Annotated in this window: 22 protein-coding genes; 9 read left to right on the top strand and 13 right to left on the bottom strand. The window is 68.7% G+C overall.

Going from position 1 to position 23,594, the window contains the following annotated elements; genetic code table 11:
• Positions 1 to 12: 12 nt before the first annotated feature.
• From OG992_RS32170 to OG992_RS32190, 5 genes are all read right to left on the bottom strand, one after another.
• Positions 13 to 594 carry a dihydrofolate reductase family protein gene (locus OG992_RS32170; RefSeq protein WP_266305330.1) on the bottom strand — a complete coding sequence of 194 codons (582 nt, stop codon included), beginning with the start codon at positions 592 to 594 and terminating at the stop codon, positions 13 to 15.
• Between the two features lie 67 nt (positions 595 to 661).
• Positions 662 to 1,576, bottom strand: a complete 915-nt coding sequence (locus OG992_RS32175; protein ID WP_238684221.1) for a helix-turn-helix domain-containing protein — start codon at positions 1,574 to 1,576, stop codon at positions 662 to 664.
• A gap of 229 nt (positions 1,577 to 1,805) precedes the next feature.
• Positions 1,806 to 2,033, bottom strand: a complete 228-nt coding sequence (locus OG992_RS32180) for a ferredoxin (protein WP_266305331.1) — start codon at positions 2,031 to 2,033, stop codon at positions 1,806 to 1,808.
• The gene (locus OG992_RS32185; protein WP_266305332.1) at positions 2,030 to 3,259 is read right to left on the bottom strand and encodes a cytochrome P450; all 1,230 of its coding nucleotides are present in this window, start codon (positions 3,257 to 3,259) and stop codon (positions 2,030 to 2,032) included. Before OG992_RS32185 ends, OG992_RS32180 begins: the two co-directional genes overlap by 4 nt.
• Before the next feature lie 230 nt (positions 3,260 to 3,489).
• The gene (locus OG992_RS32190) at positions 3,490 to 4,263 is read right to left on the bottom strand and encodes a hypothetical protein (RefSeq protein ID WP_266305333.1); all 774 of its coding nucleotides are present in this window, start codon (positions 4,261 to 4,263) and stop codon (positions 3,490 to 3,492) included.
• Positions 4,264 to 4,560: 297 nt separating this feature from the next.
• On the opposite strand from OG992_RS32190, the gene OG992_RS32195 reads away from it, so the two are divergent.
• Entirely contained in the window at positions 4,561 to 6,837 is a 2,277-nt protein-coding gene (locus OG992_RS32195) for a glycoside hydrolase family 44 protein (RefSeq protein ID WP_266305334.1), read from the top strand.
• A 111-nt stretch (positions 6,838 to 6,948) separates the two neighbouring features.
• On the opposite strand, the gene OG992_RS32200 is transcribed toward OG992_RS32195, so the two are convergent.
• The 3 genes from OG992_RS32200 to OG992_RS32210 form a co-directional block, all read right to left on the bottom strand.
• Complete coding sequence (locus OG992_RS32200) at positions 6,949 to 7,299, bottom strand: DUF1801 domain-containing protein (protein WP_238684226.1); 351 nt, start codon at positions 7,297 to 7,299, stop codon at positions 6,949 to 6,951.
• 303 nt (positions 7,300 to 7,602) lie between these two features.
• Positions 7,603 to 8,220 carry a hypothetical protein gene (locus OG992_RS32205; protein WP_266305335.1) on the bottom strand — a complete coding sequence of 206 codons (618 nt, stop codon included), beginning with the start codon at positions 8,218 to 8,220 and terminating at the stop codon, positions 7,603 to 7,605.
• A 221-nt stretch (positions 8,221 to 8,441) separates the two neighbouring features.
• Positions 8,442 to 8,939 (bottom strand): LURP-one-related/scramblase family protein, encoded by a 498-nt coding sequence (locus tag OG992_RS32210; protein WP_266305336.1) that lies wholly within the window; start codon positions 8,937 to 8,939, stop codon positions 8,442 to 8,444.
• Between the two features lie 193 nt (positions 8,940 to 9,132).
• On the opposite strand from OG992_RS32210, the gene OG992_RS32215 reads away from it, so the two are divergent.
• Complete coding sequence (locus tag OG992_RS32215; protein WP_266305337.1) at positions 9,133 to 10,632, top strand: protein kinase; 1,500 nt, start codon at positions 9,133 to 9,135, stop codon at positions 10,630 to 10,632.
• A 128-nt stretch (positions 10,633 to 10,760) separates the two neighbouring features.
• On the opposite strand, the gene OG992_RS32220 is transcribed toward OG992_RS32215, so the two are convergent.
• Positions 10,761 to 11,660 (bottom strand): AraC family transcriptional regulator, encoded by a 900-nt coding sequence (locus OG992_RS32220; RefSeq protein ID WP_238684229.1) that lies wholly within the window; start codon positions 11,658 to 11,660, stop codon positions 10,761 to 10,763.
• 61 nt (positions 11,661 to 11,721) lie between these two features.
• Positions 11,722 to 12,480 (bottom strand): SDR family NAD(P)-dependent oxidoreductase, encoded by a 759-nt coding sequence (locus tag OG992_RS32225; protein ID WP_266305338.1) that lies wholly within the window; start codon positions 12,478 to 12,480, stop codon positions 11,722 to 11,724.
• Positions 12,481 to 12,751: 271 nt separating this feature from the next.
• On the opposite strand from OG992_RS32225, the gene OG992_RS32230 reads away from it, so the two are divergent.
• On the top strand, positions 12,752 to 13,207 hold the full coding sequence (locus tag OG992_RS32230; RefSeq protein ID WP_266305339.1) for a nitroreductase/quinone reductase family protein: 456 nt from the start codon (positions 12,752 to 12,754) through the stop codon (positions 13,205 to 13,207).
• A 45-nt stretch (positions 13,208 to 13,252) separates the two neighbouring features.
• On the opposite strand, the gene OG992_RS32235 is transcribed toward OG992_RS32230, so the two are convergent.
• From OG992_RS32235 to OG992_RS32245, 3 genes are all read right to left on the bottom strand, one after another.
• Positions 13,253 to 13,750, bottom strand: coding sequence for a hypothetical protein (locus OG992_RS32235; RefSeq protein WP_238684232.1), 498 nt, complete (start codon positions 13,748 to 13,750; stop codon positions 13,253 to 13,255).
• Complete coding sequence (locus tag OG992_RS32240; protein ID WP_238684233.1) at positions 13,750 to 14,268, bottom strand: SigE family RNA polymerase sigma factor; 519 nt, start codon at positions 14,266 to 14,268, stop codon at positions 13,750 to 13,752. Before OG992_RS32240 ends, OG992_RS32235 begins: the two co-directional genes overlap by 1 nt.
• 122 nt (positions 14,269 to 14,390) lie before the next feature.
• Positions 14,391 to 14,888: a hypothetical protein gene (locus tag OG992_RS32245; RefSeq protein ID WP_266305340.1), complete on the bottom strand. Its 498-nt coding sequence runs from the start codon at positions 14,886 to 14,888 to the stop codon at positions 14,391 to 14,393.
• A gap of 220 nt (positions 14,889 to 15,108) precedes the next feature.
• Between OG992_RS32245 and OG992_RS32250 the strand changes: the two genes are divergently transcribed.
• The 6 genes from OG992_RS32250 (at position 15,109) to OG992_RS32275 (ending at position 23,536) form a co-directional block, all read left to right on the top strand.
• Positions 15,109 to 18,420, top strand: coding sequence for a CHAT domain-containing protein (locus OG992_RS32250; protein ID WP_266305341.1), 3,312 nt, complete (start codon positions 15,109 to 15,111; stop codon positions 18,418 to 18,420).
• A 183-nt stretch (positions 18,421 to 18,603) separates the two neighbouring features.
• Positions 18,604 to 19,164: a hypothetical protein gene (locus tag OG992_RS32255; RefSeq protein ID WP_238684236.1), complete on the top strand. Its 561-nt coding sequence runs from the start codon at positions 18,604 to 18,606 to the stop codon at positions 19,162 to 19,164.
• Between the two features lie 298 nt (positions 19,165 to 19,462).
• Positions 19,463 to 20,710, top strand: coding sequence for a S1 family peptidase (locus tag OG992_RS32260; RefSeq protein ID WP_238684237.1), 1,248 nt, complete (start codon positions 19,463 to 19,465; stop codon positions 20,708 to 20,710).
• 28 nt (positions 20,711 to 20,738) lie between these two features.
• Entirely contained in the window at positions 20,739 to 21,299 is a 561-nt protein-coding gene (locus tag OG992_RS32265; RefSeq protein ID WP_238684238.1) for a hypothetical protein, read from the top strand.
• A gap of 350 nt (positions 21,300 to 21,649) precedes the next feature.
• Positions 21,650 to 21,853, top strand: a complete 204-nt coding sequence (locus OG992_RS32270; protein ID WP_013283833.1) for a cold-shock protein — start codon at positions 21,650 to 21,652, stop codon at positions 21,851 to 21,853.
• Positions 21,854 to 22,021: 168 nt separating this feature from the next.
• The gene (locus tag OG992_RS32275; RefSeq protein ID WP_266305342.1) at positions 22,022 to 23,536 is read left to right on the top strand and encodes a cellulose binding domain-containing protein; all 1,515 of its coding nucleotides are present in this window, start codon (positions 22,022 to 22,024) and stop codon (positions 23,534 to 23,536) included.
• Positions 23,537 to 23,594 lie beyond the last annotated feature (58 nt).

Here is a 23,594-nt window from a genome sequence, read left to right on the forward strand (position 1 = left end):
CGCCCTGGTCGGTCAACGGCGCACCCGATAGCGCAGGTGAAGCACCCGGTTGCCCTGAATCACCACGTCAGGATCCTCCAACAGGTGCTGCGCGCGGACCGACCCGAAGTAGCGCTTGCCGGACCCGAAAACCACGGGTACGACGTCCATGCGTACCTCGTCGACCAGGCCGGCGGCGAGCGCCTGGCCGCCGACGTCGCCAGCGGCGACCTCGACGACGCGGTCACCCGCGAGCTCCTGCGCCCTGGACACGGCTGCCGTGACGCCGTCGACGAAGTGAAACGGCGCCTCGGGGTCCCAGCCCTCGGGCTTCGGCCGGTGCGTCACGACGACCACGTGGTCGATCCCGCTCGGAGGCTTTCCATCCCAGCCGTCCGTCATGTCGAAGACGTGGCGGCCGGCGATCGTCACCCCGATCTGGTCCCAGTACGGCCGGATGTAGTCGTGGGACGTCTGTGACACCTTCAACACGCCGCTCTCGTCCAATGGGACGTCGCCGCTGGTCAACCAGTCGAACAGGGGTCCGGGCTGGTCGTTCTCGTCCGCGATGAAGCCGTCCACCGACACTGAGCCGTACATGACGACGCCGCCCATGAGCGCGCTCCTCTGCTTGGGGATGCCCTCAGGTTAGAGTTTCGTGGGCTGTCGTTCTTGTAAGAAATCAATCGGTCGGCAGCGGCCAGCCATCCAGCACGTGGCCGGGATGTTCGCGCAGGAACCGCCGCCTGACCTCGACGTACCGGGTCGGTGTGAGCCCGGTGAAGGCCCGGAACTCGTGGCCGAAGTGGGCCTGGTCGAAGTAGCCGGCGCCACCGGCGAGGTCGGCCCAGTCGATCGGTTCGGCGGGGTTGATCGAGAGCACTGTGGCGGCGAAGCGGTAGGTGCGGGCCAACCGTTTCGGCGTGACGCCGATGAGCTCCTTGAATCGCTGTGCCAGGTGCGTGCTGCTGACACCGGCGGAAACCCTCAGGTCGTCGATCGCCACCGCCCCGCTGGTCGCGGCGATGATGCGGCTCGTATGTCGCACCAGCCCCAGGCCGGCCGCATCGCTCAGCCGTCGCATCAGCTCCCCCTCGAGCAGCGTCAGCATCTCGTGAGGTCCCTCGGCCGTGGCCAGCCGGTCTCGCAGCTCGGCAGTGGCGGGCCTCCCCCACACCTGCTCTACGGTCGCCGGCCGGTCACACAGCTCCGTCGCGGGCATCGGCAGGAACGGTGCCGGCCCCCACGGCTTGAAGTGCACGCCGACGGACCGGGTCCGGAGTGGGTAGCCGAATTCGAACGCGCGGGTGGGCGTGGTGACCACGCAGCCGTCGGCGTACTCGGCGGTCTCGATGTCGGTGCCGGCACGGATGCGAAACGGTGCGCCAAGGTTGACGATGAGGAACGCCGCCGGACTTGCCGGAAGCGTCAGCCGGGCGTACGGCGGCGCACCCTCCAGGTAGTAAAGGTCGTCGATCAGCCCGTCCAGTGGCGGTCGCGGCACTCGGGACACGTACTCCACGCCGACAGTATCGTCGACGTGGCCGCTGACCGGGCAGTCGCCGCTGGGTGAGGTGCTGGCGAGTCCTCCGGCCACCGAGATCGACGGGATCGCGTCGTGCTTGCCCGACGCACGGCAGGCGTACGGCGCCGGAGCTGTGCTACCGCTTCAGCCATGGCGCTGCCGGTTGGCAGGCGTCGACGGCTTGCGGTGGTGATGACTCGGACAGGCCGAGGGCTCCGAGGGTGGTGTCGAAGGTGGTTTGCCAGCCGTACTCCAGAAAGTCGGTGATCACCTTGCCGAGACGGCCGGGCTCGATCTCGGGTTACTCCTGCGGCGCGATCAGCCGGTCGTCGGTGACGTCGTGGACCGTGATCGCCTCCACCGGGCACGAGTCGGCGGCGTCGAGGATGACGTCGGCCGGGGCGACGACGTCAGCCAGCGGCGCGGACAGGCCGCCGACCAGGTGGAAGTGCTCGGGCGCGGTGCCGGCGCAGATGCTCGTGCCGATGCAACGGCGCGTGTCCACCCCGATTCGCCAGGCGGCACTCACCAGGCCACCGGCATGCCGAGCAGGCCCCGCACCAACATGCCCCGCTTCCACTCCAGCTCGGCTTCCGGTACGGCGAGCCGCAGTCCGGGCAGTCGAGTCACGACGGTGGCTACGGCGACCTGCAACTCCATGCGGGCCAACTGCGCGCCGACGCAGTGGTGGACGCCGTGCCCGAAACCCAGGTGCGGGTTCTGCTCGCGCTCGAGATCCAGCCGGTCCGGGTCGGCGAAGACAGTGCCGTCCCGATTCGCCGATGACAGTGAGCCGAGAACCGGCTCACCTGCCCGGACAAGCACCCCGCCGACCTCGACGTCCTCCTTGGCGTACCTGGCGAAGGAGGAGCCGACGCCGAGCGGCACGTACCGCAGCAGTTCCTCGACCGCGGCCGGCACCAGCGACGGGTCGGCCCGCAGCCGAGCGAGCTGGTCCGGATTGTGCAGCAGGACGTAGACGAAGTTGGGGATCTGGGTCACAGTGGTCTCGTGGCCGGCCGCGAGCAGCCCTCCGGCCAGCTCCACCAGCTCGGTCTCGCTGAGCCGATCCTGATTCTCGTCGCGGGCCCGCACCAACGCGCCGAGCAGGTCGTCGATCCCCGGCTCGCGGCGGCGCTCGGCGACCAGACCACCGATGTAGCCCCAGAGGTTGTTCAGGTACTCCTGGATCGTTTCCATGGGCAGCGAGGTGGTCGAGACGATCGCTTCGGACCAGATGTGGAAGCGGTCGCGGTCGGCGTACGGGACCCCGAGCAGCTCGCAGATCACCTGGATCGGCAGCGGCGTGGCGACGTGCTCCACCAGGTCGGCCGGAGGACCGAGCCGGACCATGTCGTCGACCAGTTCGTCGGCGATCTCCTGGGTTCGGGGTCGCAGCGCCTCTACCCGACGTGCCGTGAACGCCTTCGCCACCAGCCGGCGCAGCCGAGTGTGATCGGGCGGGTCCAGGGTCAGCATGCCGCTGTTCTGCTGGCGTGGGGTGAGCCTGGGCTCGTCGCGGTGGACGGCCGGGGCGCGACCGAACCGCACGTCGCCGAGGACCGTACGGACGTCCTCGTACCGGGTGGCGAGCCACGCCTCCTCGCCGTAGGGGAGCTTGACCCGGGTCATCGGCTCGCTCTCGCGCAGCTCGCCGTAGGTCGGGTCGACGACGAGGCGGTCGGGCACACTGAACGGGTACGACCGGGCCGGCGGAACGGTTCGGCTATCGGTGGTCTGCGCGCTCTCCGTCATCCGAGTTCCCTTCGTCGAGACGGCGTGATCCTCAGGCCGGCACCTCGTTCGTAGCGGCGCCGGACTGCCAGCGTCCGGGACGCGCCGACAGCACACGTCAACGCTCAGTAGTCTGTCGATGTCGGATCGTAGCGGCAGATATCGATGATCGCCATGGAGGCCGGTCCGCCGCCGGGGTGCGGCAGCAAAGCCACACCCCGGCAGGGACATTCATCGGAACTGGCCCCGGATCAGCAGCCGAGCCGCTTGCTCGAAAGGGCGACGTCGTCGATCCAGAGGTCGAACTCGCCCGGTGTCGTGCCGCCCTGGTAGAGCTGCCAGCCGATCTTCACCGTGTCGACGGTCGGCAGGACGAAGGGAACGTCGTTGCCACCGTGGTCGCTCGTGGAGGCTGTCAACTCCGGGTTCGCCACGCCATCGATCCATACAGCGACGCGGTTGTCCGCCGGGTCGATCTTCCACTCGAAGCACTGCCAGGTGTCCTCGACGACCGGGGCGGACTCCCGCCAGTTGGTCCAGTCGCCGGTCGGACCGCCGTCGGCGCCGATTCCCCAGAAGGTCCCGGGGACCGTTGGCGCGTACTGCCCACCGATCGGACGGACGACCTCCGTGCTGCCGGTGCCGGTCGCTTCCACCAGCGTGAAGTGCGCCCAGTCCGGTGCCGTGGGGAAGGCGTCGACGCGCAGGCGCATGCGGCCGTAGAAGCGGTTGCCCGGCGCGGCGAAGTCGTCGACGCGCAGGAAGGCGCGTCCGTTGTCAACGGTGTGGACGTGCAGCACCTGGTTGCCACGACGGGCACGTTCGACGGTGAGCGTGCCGTTCCGGGTGTCGACACCCCAGTTCAACGTGCTGGGCCCCCCGAGAGGCAGTCGCTCGAAGTCCTCACAGAAGAGCAGGCCACGGGGGCACGAGGGCGGGGAGGCCCCCGCCGCCCCGGCCGGAACGCTGCCGACCGCGGCGCCGAGGATCAGGGCGGCGCTGAACACCGCCAGAACACTGCGCATTGTCATCCTCCAAGACGGCTGGTCGCCGACCCCAGGGGCCGGGCCAGCAGGAACTGTCCGGCCATGCGACGCTGGGTGCTCCCGCCTGCCCCGTTGCGGCGCGGTTGCCTCCGCGCTGCGGCGATCCGAGCCATTCCGGCACGCCGCATCAGCTACAGCCACATTGATGAACGTCATCATATGTGACGAGGTTGGCTTCGGTCGGCCGGCAGCGTACCGCCCTGCGGCATTGACTCGGAGACGGGAAGACGTAACGCTGTGGAAGCGCTCCCATCGTCGAGCTCCTCTGCGAAAGGAATGCTCGTGCGTCCCACCACAGCTCTACTTCCGGTCGTGCTCGCCACGGCCCTCGGCGGTCTGGTCCTGCCGGAGCCGGCCCTGGCCGCAGCCGGCCCGGCACTGGCCGTGGACACCACTGCCGCCCGGCACCAGATCAGCCCGTACGTCTACGGCATGAACTTCGCCGACCAGGCCCTCGCCCGCGACCTGCGGTTGCCGGTGCACCGCTACGGCGGCAACGCCACCACCCGCTACAACTTCCGTGCCGACACCACCAATCGCGCGTCGGACTGGTACTTCGAGAACATCCCCAACGACAACCCGAGTCCGGCCGACCTCCCGAGAGGCTCGGAGTCCGACCGGTTCGTGCAGCAGAACAAGGCCATCGGCGCCGCCACGGTCATGACGATTCCGATGCTCGGCTGGATCGCCAAGGATCGGTCGCGGGCGTGTGGCTTCAGCGTCGCCAAGTACGGCCCGCAGCAGTCCACCGACCAGTGGGCACCGGACTGCGGCAACGGCATCAAGCCGGACGGCTCACCGGTCACCGGCAACGACCCGGAGGACACCAGCGTCGCGGTGGGTCCGGAGTACGCCACCGACTTCGTCAACCACCTCAAGGGGCAGTTTGGCGCTGCCGCCGACGGTGGGGTCCAGTTCTACAACCTGGACAACGAGCCGGACCTGTGGCACTCCACCCACCGCGACGTCCGCCCGACCGGGCTGGGCTACGACGAGCTACGCGACCGCACCTACGAGTACGCCGCCGCGATCAAGGCTGCCGACCCCGGCGCGAAGACGCTCGGCCCGGTCGGCTGGGGCCTGAACTCGATCCTCTATTCGGGACTCGACCAGGACACCTGCTCGCGCACCGGCTGCTGGTCTAACCCGCCGGACAAGGCCGCGCACGGCGGCCAGGACCTCGGCCCGTGGTACCTGGACCGGATGCGCGAGTACGAGCAGCAGCACGGCACACGCATCCTCGACTACTTCGACGTCCACCTCTACCCGCAGCAGTCGGGTGTTCTGGGCGAAGCGGCCGGCGACGCCGACACCCAGGCGCTGCGACTGCGCTCGACCCGCCAGCTCTGGGACCCGACCTATGTGGACGAGAGCTGGATCAACAGTCCGGTCCGGTACATCCCGCGCCTGCGCGAGTTGGTCGACCAGCACTACCCGGGCACGAAGATCGCGATGACCGAGTACAACTGGGGTGCCTTCGGGTCGCTCAACGGCGCGCTCGCCCAGGCTGACGTTCTCGGCATCTTCGGCCGCGAAGGGCTCGACCTGGCCACCCTCTGGACCGCACCCACGGCCGACCAGCCGGTGGCCAACGCCTTCCGCGTCTACCGCAACTACGACGGCAAGGGCGGCGCGTTCGGCGAGACTTCCGTCGGGGCGACCAGTGCCGACCAGGGCAAGCTGGCCGTGTACGCCGCCGAGCGCAGCGCCGACAAGGCGCTCACAGTGGTCGTCGTCAACAAGACCGGCGACGACCTGACCAGCCCGGTCGCCCTCGCCGGCGCCTCCGCCAGCACCGCCCAGGTCTACCGTTACAGCGGGGCGAACCTCGCCGGCGTCGTCCGGGAGGCCGACCTGCCGGTGACCGCCAGCGGCCTCACGGCCACGTTCCCGGCCAACTCGATCACCCACCTGGTGCTGCCGCGCAGCACCACGCCCGGCGACACCCAGGCGCCGACCGCCCCGGGTAAGCCGACCGCCGGCACGATCACCGGCGACACCGTCGCGCTGACCTGGACGCCGTCCACCGACGACACCGCCGTCACCGGCTACGACGTGCACCGGGTCGACGCCGCCGGCCCCGTTAAGGTGGGCAACGCCACCGGCACCACGTACACAGTGACCGGACTGACGCCGGACACCCCGTACACCTTCGTGGTGACCGCGCGGGACGCGGCGGGCAACGTCTCGGCGGCCTCCCCCGGCCTGACCGTACGGACCGCGCCCACCGCCCCGACCACCGTCTGCGCGGTCGGCTACACGGCGAACAGTTGGCCGGGCGGCTTCACCGCGACCGTGACGATCAAGAACACCGGCACCACCGCGATCAACGGCTGGAAACTCGCCTTCGATTTCCCCACCACCGGCCAGAAGGTCGGCCAGGGCTGGTCGGCCACCTGGAAACAGAACGGCACGAGCGTCACAGCGGACAGCATGAGTTGGAACGGCACACTCGCCCCCGGCGCGTCCACCAGCACTGGCTTCAACGGCACGTGGAGCGGCACCAACCCGGCACCGACCGCCTTCACCCTCAACGGTCAACGCTGCGGGTGAGCGAAGAGGCCCCACTCCGTACCTGACGGAGCAGGCCTGAGGGGTCCGGGGCGCAGCGGCGCCCCGGACTCCTCACTCCCGAGCGAGGGGGCCGGGGCGGGCGGGCTGCGCCTACAGGGCCGCCGTGGTCTTGCTCAGGAAACTGGCAAGTTGGCCATAGTCGACGTCTTGCCCATCCGTGATGTCGACAGTCTTGCGTTCACCGTTGCCCATCGACCGCAGGAATCCCTTGACCTCGGGGATGTCGGTCGCGTTGAAGACCATGAACGAGACCTTGGCCTTGGCTACCGCGATGACGGCGGCGTAATGGCCGTTCTTGAGGTAGTGCGGCTTGCCGTACTGAAGCCGCTCCTCGACACCTGGAACAGTTTCGTCGATCATCGCACGCAGCTTTTGGCACACGTCGATCTGCCACGGCTGCGTCTTGTTGATGTATTCGGTGACGTCGTCGTTCACGGTCATCCCCTTCATGGTGCTCAGTAGATATCGCGTGTGTGGTGGACGAGGGTGCGGTGCCGCCGCGCTCCCACCCTTCACCACCTGGGGGGCCTCGGGCTCCTGACCCGCCCGGCGAGCTCCTCCCCGGCCGGAGCGTAGGCCAGCAGGCCCACTCCGCGTTCGCCCACGGGCTGAGCCGCGAACCCAGGCATGCTCGCCCCGGCGACACTCGATGCACTGCGACAGTTCATGATCGGCGGCGCCAGGTAGGCGAGATCCACGCTCGAGACCCCACGTTCCCCGGTCGGTCCTCGCACCGCGAGATCATCAGCGAGTGCCCCTGAGTCGGAGTGTCCGACGAGCGATCAGCACGGCGGCGACCACTGCCGCGGCCCAGACGCTCACCCGCACCGGCCAGGCCATCGCGCTCTCCGGCGGCGGGGGCAGCAGCACCATCTGCAGCGCCGCACCGGCGGGCACAAGGAGGACAGCGAGCGTTCCGACCGGACCAGAGCGCTGGATCAACGCCCCGACAGTCCCGAGCGGAGGGCCGAGACACACGCTAGCGATCAGCCAGTACCGGGTCGCCACGTCCCACCAGATGCCGCCGTCGAAGATCACGTCCACGCCGTAGTACGCGATGGTGGCGGAGATCAGCGTGCACCCGCCCGCCAGGGCGCCGCGCAGCATCCCCGCCGCCAGTCGTACGCCTCGACTCACCAGCCAGCCCACCAGCACGGCCATCGCCGCCCAGGCCCATCCGGCGTCGAGGATGAGACTGGCGAACTCCGCGGCCTGTGACCAGCCGCCCCGCTCAGCACGCGCGGTGCCGACCTCGCCCAGCAGCACCGGCACATGGTTGACGATCGAGTCGACGGCACCCAGCGCCACACCGGCCGCCGGACCGACCACCACCCACCACAGCCCATCACGCCACGAGATCATCGCGATCATTGTGCCGGGACCAACGCTTGTCGTCGGGCCGATTCCAAGCCACGATCAGGTGGCCGCGCCGATCAGGCCCGATCTAGCGCCGTACGGTCGCTGGCCACTCCCGGCAGGCGGCCCTCGACGTCGCGACGGCCACCTGCCCCACAACCAGTAACGCGGCCGGCTGCTCCTGCCCAGCCTGGGTTAGGGCTGTTCGCGGCGCAGGGCCGAGGGGGTCAGTCGTCGTCCTTCTTCTTCTTGTCGCGGTTCAGGGCCAGGTCGAGCGCGAGCACGCTGCCGATGATGAGCAGAGGGTCGACGCCGGCGGTGACCTGCACGGCGTAGGTGTCCCGGATCGTCAGCCACCGCTTGGAGACCGAGGCCACCTCGGTGCCGCCGCGCTCGATCACGTACTCGTGGTCGAGCAGGTCACCCTTCATCTCCAGGTCATCAGGCCCCGGCACGTCGATGGTGAACTTGTCGCGGAACGGCGTGAGCAGCTTCTTACGGACCTCTGCGGCCTTCTCGCCGCCGATCCGGATCTCGTAGGTGGGACGGAGCGCCACCAGGTGCCGGTGCAGCGTGGCGACCTCATGGCCGGAGGCGTCTTCGATGACGACCTTGTTGCGGACGCTGAGCACCTTGCCGTCGACATGGAAGACCTTGGTGCCGTGCTCGTCGAGCACGTCGAAGTCGTCGCCGATCGAGAAGAACCGCTCCTTGATGACAAACATGATTCGATTCTCCCCCACCGCACGCGGAAGTGCCGGCCGAGCACGGCTGGCCGGTACCCCCACTCTCTGCCGCTGTCGTCGCGGTACCAACCCGGTCGGCGGGCCATGACGAGGGGACGGCCGGCGGCCGGGGCCCAGCACCAGATTGGACCGCCATGCCGCTGCGGGTCCACTCTGGCAAGCTGTCCCAGTGATGGTCGGTGATCTATTGGACGACAGGTATCAGGTCGAGAGCCGTCTCGGTACTGGTGGCATGTCGGCCGTCTGGCGGGCCTGGGACCGGGTCCTCGAACGCGCGGTGGCCGTCAAGGTCCTGGCCGGCGCGCAAGCTACCGCCCGAGGCGCACGGCAACGCATCCAGGCAGAGGCCCGGGCCGCGGCCGGCCTCTGGCACCCGCACGTGACGAGTGTGTACGACTATGGCGAGCACACCGATGCCGCCGGCCGCCAGGTCTCGTATGTGGTGATGGAACTGCTGCCCGGCCAGACCCTGTCCCAGCGGCTTGCCGCCGGTCCGCTGCCGCCTGCCGCCGCGATGCGGACGTGCGCACAGGTCGCCGAGGCGCTCGCCGCCGCGCACGACCGTAAGCTGGTGCACCGCGACATCAAGCCGTCCAACGTGATGCTGACACCGGCCGGTGTGAAGGTGGTCGATTTCGGTATCGCCACCACTGTCGGTCGGCCGGAGCTGGAGGCGGACGGGCGGCTGTTGGGCACCGCGGCCTACCTCGCACCCGAACGGCTCGCCGCTGGCACTGTTCTGCCCGCCTCCGACGTCTACGCGCTCGGACTGTTGCTGTACCGAACGCTGACCAACGAGCTGCCCTGGTCGGCGGAGACCCCCACGCAGATGTTGACCGCTCACGTGTACGTCGATCCGGCACCGCTGCCTGACATCGAGGGAGTGTCACCGGAGGTCCACCGTCTCCTCGACCGTTGCCTCGCCAGGGATCCCGCGGATCGGCCGGACGCCGCGGATGTGGCCACGACCCTGCACGGTTTGGCTGATGACGCCGAGCGGCGGGAGGAACAGGCGGCGCAGTCGGCATCCGTCTCCCCCGTGTCGGCCCCGACCATCGCCAGTTCCCCTCCCGGTCGGCGTCGCCGCATCCCCAACGCCGTGTTGATCCCCGTCCTCGTCGTGACGGCGGGGACCATTTCGCTCCTGCTCCCCCAGCTCATACCCGCCGATGGCAGATCCGGCGGGGTCGCCACGCGTGACGGTGCCACCCCGCCCAACGCCGCCTTCGACGTGTCTGCCACTGAGGCACCTGCTCCCCGGCAGACGTCCGCGGGGCCCGCACCAGTCTCACGACCAAGCCGTACGGTGACCGCTTCGGCTGGGCCGGCTGAGCCGACTGCCAGAGCTGGTTCCACGGCCGGCCCTGGCAGTAGAACGTCCCCCAGTGCCGAACAGCCGACGGGGCCGCCGAGTGCCGCGCCGGCACCGACCTCCCCAAAGCCAGGTACACCCATTCGGGCACTCGGTGGCGTGGTGACTGTGCTCTGCACCGGCGATCAGGCTCGCGTGGTCGACGTCGCTCCTGCCCCCGGGTACCGCCTCAAAAACTACAACCCCGGGCCCGTCAACGAGATCCAGGTGGTGCTGCTGTCCGCGGGCAACAGGAGCGAGATCAAGGCGCGGTGCGACGACGGCACGCCATTGCCGAAGATAAAGGAGAGCCGTCAGTGAGCGGACGGCCCGCGCTCACGTCCCCCACTGACACCTCGGTAACTGTATTGGCCCTCGAAACAGCCCCGAGCATGTCCGCTGGTCATGCTGCCGTACCGAAAACACCACGATCCCCGACAGGGTCTGGTTCAGGGCAGCGCGGTGACGAATTCCGCTGGCGTAGTGCGGAGTTGGGTGTCCCTGCTTGGCGGCGTGCCAAACATGCGGCGGTATTCACGGCTGAACTGGGAAGGGCTGTCGTAGCCGACGCTGAGGCCCACACCGGTGATGTCTGAGGGGCGGCTGGCGAGCAGGAGCCGAGCTTCTTGCAGGCGGATGCGTTTTTGGAACTGGATGGGGCTCATTCCTGTAACTGTGTGAAAGTTGCGGTGGAAGGCGGAAACGCTCATGCCAGCGATTTCCGCCAGGTCCTCCACACGAAACGCGGTGGCGTAGTTCTCCCGGATCTCATGCACAGCGCGGTTGATGTGGGCCAGTCCGCTGTCGGCGAGACCGAGCTGACGGATGGCGACGCCCTGCTCGCCACGCAGGAGATACCAAAGGATTTCCCGCTTCACCATGGGAGCGAGGATCTTGCGGTCTGCGGGCTGCTCCAGCAGCCGCAGCAGGCGCACGATGGCGTCCAGCAACGTAGGCGAAGCTGTGGAGACGGCGATGCCGGGTGATGCGGTGCGTGGGGTGGCCGACAGGTCTCGGGGGTCGGCTTCCAGGAGGAGTTCAGCAAGGGCTGAGGGAGCGAGAGTCATGCCGAAGCCGAGGGTGGGCTGCCCGGTGTCCAGGACATGGCCGGTGACGGGGAGGTCGGCGGAGGCGATCAGGTACTCACCGGGCCCATATTCGTAGAGGTGCTCGCCCAGGGCGAGTCGTTTGCCACCCTGGGCGATGACTGCGAGCACGGTCCCGGACATCCCGGCCGCCGAAGCATTCGGATGGTTGAACTTGCATACCTTGATGCCCTCGATCGCCGTGCTCATGTCGGGCCGCGCGTGCCGGTTGAGAAGCTCACGCATTTCGTCCAGGGCAGACATGATTCTATTCATGCACAAAACTCCACGAGGTGATGTCGGCTTGGCATGATTGGGCAGACATTCAGAGGTTCTGGCCTCCGGAGACTTCGATGTCCTGGGCGGTGATCCACCGGCCTTCCTCGGAGACCAACATGGCGATGACCATGCCGATGTCGTCGGGCTCACCGACGCGGCCGAGAGTGAAGGTCTTCGCCAGCTCCGGGATGATCTGCGGGTTCTTGCTGAACGCGTCGTCGGCGAAGCGGGTGACGGTGGCTCCCGGTGCGACCGAGTTCACGCGGATGCCGCGGGGACCGAACTCCTTGGCCATGTAACGGGTGAGCACCGCCACGGCGCCCTTGAGAGCCGCGTAGACGGAGTATCCCGGCGCGGTCACCTGGGGCAGCGTGGAGTTGCTGGTCAGGTTGACGATGGCGCCGCCGTCGGCGAGGAGCGGCAGCAGGGCCTGGGTGAGAAAGAAGGGCCCCTTGAACAGGCCGTCGGTGAGCCGGTCGAATTCCTCTTCGCGGGTGTCCTCGATCATCGCCATGCCGGCGAATCCGGCGTTGTTGACCAGGTGATCGAAGGAGTACCGCTGGAAGGTATCGCGCAGCACCTCGGCAACGGTCTGCCGGAAGATGGTGAATCCCGCCGTATCGCCGAGATCCAGGTGGAGCGCCACGGCAACGCCGCCCTGCTGCTCGATCCGCGCGACAGTGTCCTTGGCACCCTGTTCGTTGGAGCTGTAGGTCAGGATGACGCCGGAACCACGCCGGGCGATCTGCAGGGCCGCGCTCTGGCCGATGCCGGAGCTTGCACCGGTGACGACGGCTACCTTCATGATGTGCCTCCTGGGCCTGAGGATTCGTCGGAATCCGTGCGAAGTGTGTCCCTTCCAGGAGAGCGCTGTGCCGAGCCCGCGAAAAGAACGATCCTCTTCGCCTCATGCCCAATCCTCTTGGATGGCCGGGCATGGACCGCGTCGGCCGTGCCCGCCACTGCCCGCGCAGAATCGTGCAAGGATCCGTCAGGATGCCCCTAGCAGCCCTTCCGGCGTAACGGTTGACTTGCCCCAAAGCCATTTCCGTAAGGCACGAGTGAGGCAGCCGACCATGACCGACACCGCGGACAGCAGCTACGACGTGGGCGCGGTCAGGCGCGCTCTGGCAATCGGCCCGGGCTCGCCGCGCGAGGCACGCACCATCGACATCACCACCCTGGGCCGGCGCACCGGCCGCCCGAGGCGCATCGAGATCTGGTACCACCAGGTCGACGGCCGTTGGTACCTCAGCGGGATGCCGGTGCCCCGAAGCTGGCACGCCAACCTGTCGGCGCACCCGCACTTCACCTTCCACCTCAAGAACGGCGTCCGGGCAGACCTGCCGGCCACCGCTGTGCCGGTCAAGGATCCCGCAGTGCGCCACCGCGTACTGTCTGCGGTCGTCGCCCTGCAGGACGAGCCCGGTTTGCGTGTGCGCGTCACCCAACGCCAGCGCCTGGAGGATTGGCTCGAGCACAGCCCGCTGATCGAGATCATTTTCGACGACGAACGGCTGAGCCCCCGCTGAGCTGACCACCCGGGCGACATGGAGGGGGATTTCCCAGGCAGGCGGTCAGGAAGTGCAGAACGACGCCGGCTTGGTCAGGCCGAGGTCCTCGCAGTCCCATCCGGTGCCCTGGTCCTGGAATCGCCAGCCCGTGCCGACCGTGTAATGGAACAGGTAGATGACGCCGCTGGCGTCCGGACGCTGCACGTCGGCGGCCGCCCACGTCTCGACGCACTCCACTCCCCTGGAGGCGAAAGACCAGCCCGTCGGCAGCTCGACCAGGGTACCGAGGGTCTGCGTCGACGGGCAGGTGGGATTTTGAGGTCCGTCACTGGTCTGGGTGGATCCGGGTGGCGTCGGAGGGTCGGGCCGGTGGCGGGTGGCGAAGGCGACCGTGCCGCCGATGGCGAACACCACCGCCGCGGCCGCTGCGCCGGTGGTGAGCGCTGTGCGCCGTTGTGACTGCCGCGACTTGCGCAGGGCGCGCTCGTACATGTCGGCGGTGCCGCCGTGCTCGCTCAGATCGGACATTGCCTGACGCAGGGGCCCGAGGTTGTCGGTCATCAGGCCTCCTCCATCACGGCCGAGAGCAGCTCGGGTGCTATCTCCCGCATGCGGGCCAGCGCCTTGCTGGTCTGGCTCTTGATCGTGCCGACTGAGCATTGCAGCAGATCCGCGGTCTCGGCCTCGCTGCGGTCCTCGAAGAACCGCGCCACCAGCACGGCCCGTTGCCGCTGGGTGAGTTGGGCGAGGGCCTGGTGCAGGGCAAGCTTGAGATCGGTACGGCGAGCATGGTCGCTGCCGGGCTGAACCACGTCGGCCAGTTCGCCGGGCAGGGACTCGGCTACCTTGCGGCGCCGCCACCAACTCACGTGCTGGTGGTACATGGCTGTGCGGGTGTACGCCTCGAAGTGCCCGGGATCATTCAGCCGGCGGCGGCCCCGATGCGTGCGGGCCAGCGCATCCTGCACCAGGTCCTCGGCGAGGTGCCGGTCGCCGGTCAGCAGGAACGCCGTCCGCAGCAACGCCGGGGAGCGGGTCCGCACGAACTCACAGAAAAGATCGTCTATGGAGTCCGCCATGCCGCGCTCGTCCCCCCACGTACCCCAAAGTCCTTCAGGCAGCGGCGGCGTCGATGCGGCCGGTTGACTGTGGCGCACACCATAGCTGGCGTGCGCCACAGCAAACGACTGAGGTCACCTCGTCAGGAGATGCAGAACGGCGCCGGCTCGGTGAGGCCGAGATCTTTGCAGTCATATCCGGTGCCGTCGCCGTAGTACTTCCATCCCGTGCCGGTCACGAAGTGGAACAGGTAGACGCCGTCACCAGCCTTCGGGCCCTGCGGGTCAGCTCCCGCCCAGTCCTTGACGCACTCGACACCGCCGAACGTCCAGCCCTTCGGAAGCTCGACAAGGGTCTGCAGAGTCGTCGCCGAAGGGCACTTGGCACTCGTGGCCGCGCCGGTCACCGGCTTGGCCGTCGTCGTCACCGGATCCGAGATGCAGAACGGCGCCGACTCGCTGAGGCCCAGATCCTTGCAGTCCCATCCGCTGCCCTGGTCGTAGTACTTCCAGCCCGTGCCGGTCACGAAGCGGAACAGGTAGACGCCGTCACCGGCGGTCGGGCCCTGCGGATCGGCAGCCGCCCAGTCCTTGAAGCACTTCACTGTCGCGAGAGATGAGCCCTTCGGCAGTTCGACCAACGTCTGGAGGGTCGTCGCCGTGGGACAGTCGGCCGCCGGGGCAGCCGCAGCGGACGACGCGCTGGGGGTGCCAGTGGCCGCAGCGGCCGACGTCGCAGCAGATGCGGTCGGCCCAGGCCCAGGAGCCGGTGAGGAGCTACAGGCGGACAGTCCGAGAAGGACAGCGGCAACGGGCAGCAGCAAACGAGGACGTGCAGACATTTCCGGGCCCCTATGGCTCGTGGTGATCGTCGCTTACATCCGGGTACATGCGATCCACCGCCCGCAGGTTGCCGCCGACCAGAAAAATTCGTCGAGATCTCGCTGGAGCGCCCTGATACCTGGCCGCCGCCAGGCGGACCGATCAGAGCGGTGTGGGCGCGCCAGTCCTGAGGACTCGCGTGAACGCTGCGCTGTGTCGCATCACGCGTGCCGGATCCCTGGGGTGAATGCAGGCACTGGCCACAGCACTGCGGGTCAGACCTGGACACCCGCCCATACTGTGCCGTCTATGGGTGACCTGAGGGCGGACTTCGCCGAATGTGGCGTGTTCTTTCGAGACACCAACCTGCCGAGCGCGGTGCTGGCGAAGTACCGACCCGGCTTGTTTCTTCGGGAGCCGACGTTCTGCGACGCCTCGGGGCGACCGGGTGGTTTCGTCGCCCGGCATCGTTATCTGATCTTCTCCGCGAATGCACGGACGCTTCCGCTGATGCTTGCCGATTGGGGCCTGTGTCTGTGGCCGAGGGACCGGCTGTTCAAGATTCTCGACAGGGTGACCGACGGCGTCCGTACACAGATCACCCTGCTGGAGGTCCCGGACCGCCATATCGCGGTGTTCTCGGACGAGGAGCCCAACGGCATCGAGGCCGCGTACGCCGCGCATGGTCGGGAGCTGTTCGACCAGCTTCGGCTGGCAGCTGTGGTACCCGAGCTGGACACCGACCGGTGGCGAGAGCGGCTGGTGTACCCGGTGGGTGTCGACGACGAAGCCGGCTACTTCCCGCTCTACAAGCCCGCGGAGTACACCGACGGCGCACCCCTTGCTCAAATGGCGCACGCGGTTCGGTATCAGGCGCAGCGCCTCCTGGAGGCCGGTGCGTTCGGCGATGCGCAGGCGCAGCTTCGCTCGAGCGTCGAGCCGCTGCGGCCGTTCGCCTCCCGGTTGCCTGAGGCGCTGGCGGGTCTGCTGGCGGTGCGCGCGGAGCTGCACGCGCAGTTGGGCGACGGCAACGCGGCGGAGGCCGACCTGCACGAGGCGTTCAGGTTGTGCAAGCAGCTCGACAACGATCGGCTACCGGTAGCTGCCATCCTGTCCCGCCTTGGCCATCTCTATCAAAGCGCCGGCCAACTCGACGCTGCTGAGAAGCACTACCTGCACGCGCTGGCGATCAAACGACGAGTGGCTGGGGATCGCAGCGCGGAGGTGGTCCCGACGCTCGTGTCTGTCGCCGTCCTGCACGAGCAGCGCGGCGAGTACGCGCGGGCGCAGGAACTACTCGATGACGCACGCGCCATCGCGCGGGAACGTGGTTGGGACGACGACCCGGTGATGCTGAGCAACCTTGCACGGCTGCAGCAGGCGCAGGGCCGATTTGACGACGCATCCGACAACTATCGGGCTGCGCTGGCGGCAACCCGCCCCTCCGCGATCGGGGGGCACCAACACACAGCGCTTTTGGGCAATCTGGCCGAGCTGCACGCGGCGCACGGCGACGCGGACGAGGCCCTGCGGCTGCTGACCGAGGTACTCGACCGGCAGCGCGAGATGTTCGCCGAGCTCAGTGCCTACGGCTCGCAGGAGCAGCTTGTGCAACTGCTGAGGGCGTCACGGGTCCGCGTCGGGCAGTACGTCGCGCTGGTGATGTCACGGTTCACGGACTCACCGGAGTGTGTCCGCCGGCTGGCGGATCTGGTGGTGGACCGCAAAGGGTTGGGTATTGATTCGTTCGCGCAGCGGCGTGCCGCGGCCGCTGCGGATCCTGATCTGCGGGCGCGACTTGATCAGTTGGCTCAGCTACGCCGGTGGGTAGCCGAGCAGCAGCTCGCAGGCGCCGGCCAGAACAGCGAGGCAGGCTTCCACCGAGAGCTCCGTCGGGCTCGCCAGGAGTGTGAGGTGTTGGAGGCGGAACTGGCGCGGGACCTGCCGGGATTCGATACGGGCCGCCTTGCCCGACGGATGGACAGTGCGACGGTGGCGAGGGCGACGCCAGCCGGCGCGGCGTCGGTGGAGCTGCTGCGGTACGGCGACTTCGACTTCGCCGCCATTCGAAGTCGGGGCGAGCAGCAGTGGCGGCCCGCACGGTACCTCGCTGTCGTCCTGCGACCCGAGCGGCCCGATGAGCCGGTGCTGGTCGACCTTGGGGTGGCCACGGCAGTGGACGAGCTTGTCGCGGCCGTGCGGGCCCAGGTCACCGGCCGACGCGACCAACCCATCGGGGCGCGGCAGTCGATCAGCCCTGAGGCTGCGCCCCGGGACGCGTCGCAGCGCCTCCGGGCCGTCGTGTTCGACCCGTTGTGCGCTGCGGTCGGCGGCACCCGCCGGTTGTTGATCGCACCGGACGGCGACCTGCTGCGGCTGCCATTCGAGATGCTGGCGACCACTGACGGCCGGCAGGTGATCGACGACTACACCATCTCCTACCTGACCGCGACACGGGACCTGCTCCGGCTTGGCGCACCGGCCCGACGGTCGTCTACGCCGCCGCTGGTGGTGGCCGGCCCCGACTACGACCTCGGTTCACCCGGCGGGCTGGGTGGGCCCCTGGCACCCCTGCCAGGGGCCGTCGAAGAGGGCAAACGCGTCGGCAGGCTGCTAGGTGTACTCCCCAGACTCGCCGGTGAGGCGACGAAACCGGCTGTTCAGGACACTCACGCACCGGTGGTCCTACACATCGCCACGCACGGTTTCGCCCTCAAGCGCCAACCGCCCCTGGCACCGCACGAGATCGCCGTCGGCATGACCATCCGCTTGGCTGGCCCGGATCAGATGTCGCTCGTGCTCGACGGTGTCCTCGCCACTCCGGGTCCGTTGGTGGCCGCCGACGAAGACTTCGCCCGCATGGCCGGCAGCCGGTTGGCGAACCCGCTGTTGCGATCCGCGCTCGCGATGGCCGGCGCGAACACATGGCTGAGCGGCGGCGAGCCACCCGACGGTGCCGGCAACGGCATCCTCACGGCGTTGGAGGTGACCGACCTGGATCTGAACGGCACGGAGCTTGTGGTGTTGTCCGCGTGCGACACCGGTCTGGGCGAGGTGGAACCCGGCGAAGGCGTCTTCGGCCTACGCCGTTCTTTCGTGCTGGCCGGCGCCCGCACCCTCGTGATGAGTCTGTGGAAGGTCCCGGACGAGCAGACGGTACAGCTCATGGCGGACTTCTATCAGCTTCTGAGAGAGGGGCAGCCCCGCGCCGAGGCGCTGCGCCAGGCACAGTTGCGCACCCGCGAGCGGCACCCCGAGCCCCGTTACTGGGCGGCGTTCATCTGCCAGGGCGACGGCGGTACCCTGTCGACATTGGCCTCACCCGCACCGGATCTGGAGCCTGAGCGTTGACCGACCGCGGCGCATTCCCGATCGACGACTTCTGTCCCGAGTGTGAGCTCACCCGTGGCAGGCACGAGACGTGGTGCTCCGCCCACTACGCAGGCGATGCCGGCATGCCACCCGAGGGCGACTCTGGTCCTGCGACGCCGGTGTGCGCCGATCCGCCGCCTGCCGACACCGAGTAGGCCCGCCATGTCGAACGGACCTCGCTGGCTGGTGCGCTACCCCTTGGGCACTACCGACGCCTTCCGGTCCATGGGCACCGTCGCCGCGCCGCTGCTGGCCGGGTTCGCCCTCGCCACGCTCGCGGTGCTGCTCACTAGCGATGTGAAAGTGCGCCTCGCCGGACCTGCCACGTTCGCGCTCGCCCTCGCCGCGGCCATGTTCGTCTTCTGTGTGCAGTTCACCGTCGCCGGGCTGCTGTATTCCGCTTCCCCCGCCGAACGCTCCGGCTGGCAGCCCACCGCCGACGACACGGACGTGGCGGAGCGGATGCGGCGAGTGCAGCGCAGGGACTACCTCCTACAGGGGAAGTACCTCTTCCGCGCCCGGCTGACCTACGACGTGGGAATCGTCAGCCTGCTCGCCGCGCTCCTGGCCTTGGTCACCCCCCAAGACTGGCTGTCCTGGCGCGGCGCCGCGTTCGCGGTGGTCGCGGCGGCCCTGACGGTCGAGTTCGTCTGGGTGATCGCCGGTCGCACCCGCTACGCACCTGGCTGGCTTCTCCCCTCCTACCGCCACACCCGCCAGTAGCTTCTGGTGCGGTCGAAGACGGCAAGAGTCGGCTGACGTTCCCACCTGGCACAGACCGGAGTGTGGCATCCCCCAGACCGGCTGGGATGCACCGATTCCGGGTCCACCAGTGGCGGTACCCGAGGTCGGCATCATCGCCCAGCACCCCCGGAGCCAGGCGTCCAGCCGTGTCCAGCCGTGTCCAGTCGCGTCCAACATCGCACTCGCGGCCCCCTCCCGATTGCGAGGATTGCCGTCCCGGTCCGGGCCGTCCGGCTCCTGACCTGGCCGACCAGTCCCCTCGTGATGGGAGCGGTGAATGTCAGAACCTGTTGTCAGCCACCCGCGTACGACAAGACCAAGCCGCAGGTCCCTGCTCGCGATGGCGCTCGCCGTCGTGGCGTCGGTGGCCTTCGTTCCGACGGCCGCAGCGGCCGGGCCGGTAGACCGACAGGCCCGACCCGGGGGCGCGGCGGATCCGGTCCGCACCGATGGTCGGGCAGCCCTGGCTTCCGTCGGCGGCGTCGCCAGGGACCGGGCGGGCGGGGCGGCGGACATGGCCCAGGCGATCGCCGCACAGCGGGGTATCAGCCGCGATGCCGCCGAGAAGCTGATCAGCGCCGAGAGCGCCAATGTGCGACTCGCCAACCAGTTGACCGCCGAGCTGGGTGCCAGCTCGGGTGGCGCGTACCTGTCCGATGGCGACCTCGTCGTCGCGGTCACTGACGCCGCGGCTGCCGCGAAGGTGACGGCCGCCGGTGCGAAGGCGCGCGTCGTCGCTCGTGGCGAGCGGCAACTCCAGTCCATCCAGCGGGCGCTGGAGGCCGCGGCGAGTGAGCCGAACACGACCTGGGGGGTGGACCCGGCGACCAACCAGGTGGTGGTGAGCCTGCCGGCGTCGGGGGTGAAGAACGCCGTGCAACGCTCGGTGGCGCGCAAGTTCGGCGCGGCGGTGCGGTTCGAGACCAGCGCCGGCCAGATCCAGCCGAACGTCGGGATCTCCAGTGGGGACTCGTTGGGCGGCTGCTCGGCCGGGTTCACCGCCACCGACTACACCTTCAACTACATCATCACGGCCGGCCACTGCACTCAGGGCTACCCGCACTGGACACTGCCCAACGGGCAGGACGTCGGGCCGTCGTTGGAGAGCAACTATCCGGAGAACGACTACGGCCTCATCTGGATGAACGGTTCGTCGGTCTGGGCGACCGGCGTCATCAACCTGTGGAACAACACAAGCCGCAGCATCCACGGTTGGGCGACGGCCGTGAGTGGGCTGTCGGTCTGCAACTCGGGCAGGACCACCGGATTCCGGTGCGGCTCGGTGCTCAAGACCAACGTGACGGTCAACGGCGCCGGCGGCACCGTACGGCAGATGGTCGAGACCAACATCTGCACCCTCGGCGGCGACAGCGGTGGGCCGCTCTTCGCCACCAACACCGCGTACGGGCTGAACTCGCACGCCAACCGGAACGGCAGCCAGTGCAACTCGACGCCGCGCACCTGGCATCAGCCGGTGGGAGAGGCGATCAACGCGTACCAGGTCGTCATCTATGGCGCGCCGTGACGAGCGGCGACGAGCGAAGGAGACAGGGATGAGAACCGCATTCACCAGAGCCGTACGCCTCACCGCCGCGGCCGTGATGGCGACGGCGGTGGCCCTGACCGTGGCCGTCGGCCCCGCTCAGGCGGACCTCTGGCAGCACACCGACGGGTTCGAGGGGAATCCGGCAGCGGTGTGGGAGTTCCATCGATCCGGCGCCGGGAGCGGAGCCTTCGAGTTGGGCACGGGAACGGCCCGGTCTGGTTCGAACAACGCCATTCTCACGACCTCGACCGGTGGCTGGTCCGGGGTGGGCAAGCTGCTCACAGTGGGGCCGCGTACGGCCGGGCACTCCACGACCTGTGGCGGCGGGTTCTTCGTCCGGGCGGTCAGCGGGCCGGCGGTGCTCAACATCGAGGTGATCGATCCGGCGAGTTGGACCTACCTCGCGCTGCGGACCGTCCGGATCAGCGACACCACGTGGCGGCGGCATGACGTGGCCAGCTACGCGAACGGTCCAAACAAGGTGTTCGTCCGCGTCTCCCTGCTCGGTGGCAGCGGTGCGGTGCGGGTGGACGACTTTGCCTTCCAGTGCACCTTCTTCCGCGCCTGAACAGGTCGACCACAGCGGGGCCGGCGCTCTTGGCGCCGGCCCCGCGACGCCGGCCGCCCGGTCGTCGTCGTGGCGGCGGACGGTCGACGTTCGCTTCACGGTTGTGCCAGGGCCGTATCGGTGAAGCAGACACGTGACCAGGTTCCCCCACCCAAACGGGATGGACGGAGGATCATCTGCTACGGTAACCGCGTTGCAGTTTTGATTTCCGTAGACGTTTTTCAGCGCCTGATGGGTCATCTGAACCCACCCGGCGCTTTTTCGTTTTCGTGTCGTTTCGACGCGGGTGATCAACGCGGCGGCGTAAGGGTCCGCACAGTGCGGTCTCTAACAGCCTGCGAGGAGCAGACATGACTACAGGTACCGTGAAGTGGTTCAACGCCGACAAGGGCTTCGGCTTCATCAGCCCGGACGACGGCGGCGCCGACGTCTTCGCCCACTTCTCCGCGATCTCGGCGAGCGGCTTCCGCAGCCTCGACGAGAACCAGAAGGTGGAGTTCGACATCACCCAGGGCCAGAAGGGCCCGCAGGCGGAGAACATTCGCCCGCTCTGATCCACACTCTGCGAACGGCGGCCCGACTGATTCAGCGGGCCGCCGTTCGGCGTTTCATGCGATCACCACGGCAGACCACGCACGACTGCCGGCAGGACCGCCGGCATGTTGACTCCTGCCGGGCATCCTGCCTGTCTCCCGGCAGCGCACGTTGCTTGACTCAGCGGCATGACATCAATACGGAAAGCAATCACCCGCACGGTGGTCGTCGGGGCACTGGTCGGCGCGACCGCGCTCACCGGTCCCACCTCCGCGTACGCGGAGTCCGGCCAACCGGGGGCCGCCGGGGCCGCCAACTCCCTCCTGGACATCATCCCGGCGCAGGCCCTGGACCAGATGGTCGCCCAGGCCCCACTGGTTGACGCGGCCAATGTCATCCGCACCGCTGTGGAACGCTCGCCGGCACGCGGCTACGCCGGCATCGGCTTGGTCGACGACCACGTCACCCTGTGGTGGAAGGGTGCGCTACCCACCGACGTCGCCGCAGCCGTCACCGCCGCCCGCCGCAGCGCGCCGATCCAGGTAGCCAAGGCCACCTACTCCCGCGCCGAACTGCGCAAGGCGGCCGCCGCCCTCACCCCGGTAGTGAAGGCCGACCCGGCGGACGCCAGCCACTCGGTCCGACTGCGCACCGACGGCACCGGCATCGACATCGGCGTGGACTACACCGCGGGCGCCAAGCTGCCGAAGCTGCCGGCCACCAGCGTCCGTACCAGCCTCGTCCAACGTGACCGGATGGTCGAACGGTCACGGGCCAACGACTCCGCGCCGTTCGACGGCGGAGCGGGCATCGGGTTCACCACGCCCGGGTGTACCGCGGGCTTCGGCGTACGCAACGCGGACACCAACGCCGGTTACCTCCTCACCGCCGAGCACTGCGGAGCCATCGGCTCGCCCTGGCACGTGGGCTGGAACACGACCACCGGCACCGGCACGCTGGTCGGCTACGCGGTCGACAGCAACGACGACCACGACACGATGATCATTTCAACGTCCGCGCCCGGCGGCCATCTCTACGTCGGTGGTCAGCATGACGAGGTCCGCGCCCAGGTAATCGGCTGGACCGAGGTCTTCCCCGGCCAACTGCTGTGCCAGTCCGGGTACACCTCCGCGGGGGAGATCGGCGGTCCGGTCTGCAACCTGCGGGTCGACTTCCACTACGACGACATCGAGGACCTCGTCGAGGCCACCCAGCTCGACGGCGAGGAGGCCGCCCGGGGTGGGGACAGCGGCGGCCCGGTCTACTCCGTCAACGCCAACGGCACGGTGCTCGCCGCCGGCACCACCACCCGATCGGCCGGTCGGGGCTTCGGCTTCCAGGACTTCGCCACCGCCCGCGACGACTACGGCAACATCGTGCCGGCGACGCCGATCGCCAGCACCTGCCGCGTGTCCTTCGTCGTCACCAACTCGTGGAGCACCGGCTACAGCGCCAGCGTCACCGTCTACAACGACGGCCCGGCCACCAACGGCTGGTCGCTGGGCTTCGCCTTCCCGGGTGGACAACTCGTTCAGGGCCACTGGAACGGCGTCTTCCAGCAGACCGGCGCGGCGGTGACCGTCACCAACGAGAACCACAACGCCAGCATCCCGACCGGCGGCGCCGTCAACGTCGGCTTCACCGCTAACGGCTCCCCCGCCACCCCGGCGCCGTTCACCCTCAACGGCACCACCTGCAACTGACCCCTGTCCATGCACACCGGGCCCCGCCGCATTGCCGGCGGGGCCCGGTCCGTGTCCG

The organism is Micromonospora sp. NBC_00362, assembly GCF_026342155.1.
Lineage (GTDB): Bacteria > Actinomycetota > Actinomycetes > Mycobacteriales > Micromonosporaceae > Micromonospora > Micromonospora hortensis.

What these genes read in the sequence shown, in the direction of transcription:
- OG992_RS32210 (WP_266305336.1), bottom strand. Translation starts at nt 8,939, where the DNA reads ATGTTTGTCATCAAGGAGCGGTTCTTCTCGATCGGCGACGACTTCGAC.
- OG992_RS32190 (WP_266305333.1), bottom strand. Translation starts at nt 4,263, where the DNA reads ATGCGCAGTGTTCTGGCGGTGTTCAGCGCCGCCCTGATCCTCGGCGCC.
- OG992_RS32265 (WP_238684238.1), top strand. Translation starts at nt 20,739, where the DNA reads ATGAGAACCGCATTCACCAGAGCCGTACGCCTCACCGCCGCGGCCGTG.
- OG992_RS32235 (WP_238684232.1), bottom strand. Translation starts at nt 13,750, where the DNA reads ATGACCGACAACCTCGGGCCCCTGCGTCAGGCAATGTCCGATCTGAGC.
- OG992_RS32225 (WP_266305338.1), bottom strand. Translation starts at nt 12,480, where the DNA reads ATGAAGGTAGCCGTCGTCACCGGTGCAAGCTCCGGCATCGGCCAGAGC.
- OG992_RS32185 (WP_266305332.1), bottom strand. Translation starts at nt 3,259, where the DNA reads ATGACGGAGAGCGCGCAGACCACCGATAGCCGAACCGTTCCGCCGGCC.
- OG992_RS32195 (WP_266305334.1), top strand. Translation starts at nt 4,561, where the DNA reads ATGCTCGTGCGTCCCACCACAGCTCTACTTCCGGTCGTGCTCGCCACG.
- OG992_RS32230 (WP_266305339.1), top strand. Translation starts at nt 12,752, where the DNA reads ATGACCGACACCGCGGACAGCAGCTACGACGTGGGCGCGGTCAGGCGC.
- OG992_RS32220 (WP_238684229.1), bottom strand. Translation starts at nt 11,660, where the DNA reads ATGTCTGCCCTGGACGAAATGCGTGAGCTTCTCAACCGGCACGCGCGG.
- OG992_RS32260 (WP_238684237.1), top strand. Translation starts at nt 19,463, where the DNA reads ATGTCAGAACCTGTTGTCAGCCACCCGCGTACGACAAGACCAAGCCGC.
- OG992_RS32240 (WP_238684233.1), bottom strand. Translation starts at nt 14,268, where the DNA reads ATGGCGGACTCCATAGACGATCTTTTCTGTGAGTTCGTGCGGACCCGC.
- OG992_RS32255 (WP_238684236.1), top strand. Translation starts at nt 18,604, where the DNA reads ATGTCGAACGGACCTCGCTGGCTGGTGCGCTACCCCTTGGGCACTACC.
- OG992_RS32275 (WP_266305342.1), top strand. Translation starts at nt 22,022, where the DNA reads ATGACATCAATACGGAAAGCAATCACCCGCACGGTGGTCGTCGGGGCA.
- OG992_RS32215 (WP_266305337.1), top strand. Translation starts at nt 9,133, where the DNA reads ATGGTCGGTGATCTATTGGACGACAGGTATCAGGTCGAGAGCCGTCTC.
- OG992_RS32200 (WP_238684226.1), bottom strand. Translation starts at nt 7,299, where the DNA reads ATGACCGTGAACGACGACGTCACCGAATACATCAACAAGACGCAGCCG.
- OG992_RS32270 (WP_013283833.1), top strand. Translation starts at nt 21,650, where the DNA reads ATGACTACAGGTACCGTGAAGTGGTTCAACGCCGACAAGGGCTTCGGC.
- OG992_RS32170 (WP_266305330.1), bottom strand. Translation starts at nt 594, where the DNA reads ATGGGCGGCGTCGTCATGTACGGCTCAGTGTCGGTGGACGGCTTCATC.
- OG992_RS32205 (WP_266305335.1), bottom strand. Translation starts at nt 8,220, where the DNA reads ATGATCTCGTGGCGTGATGGGCTGTGGTGGGTGGTGGTCGGTCCGGCG.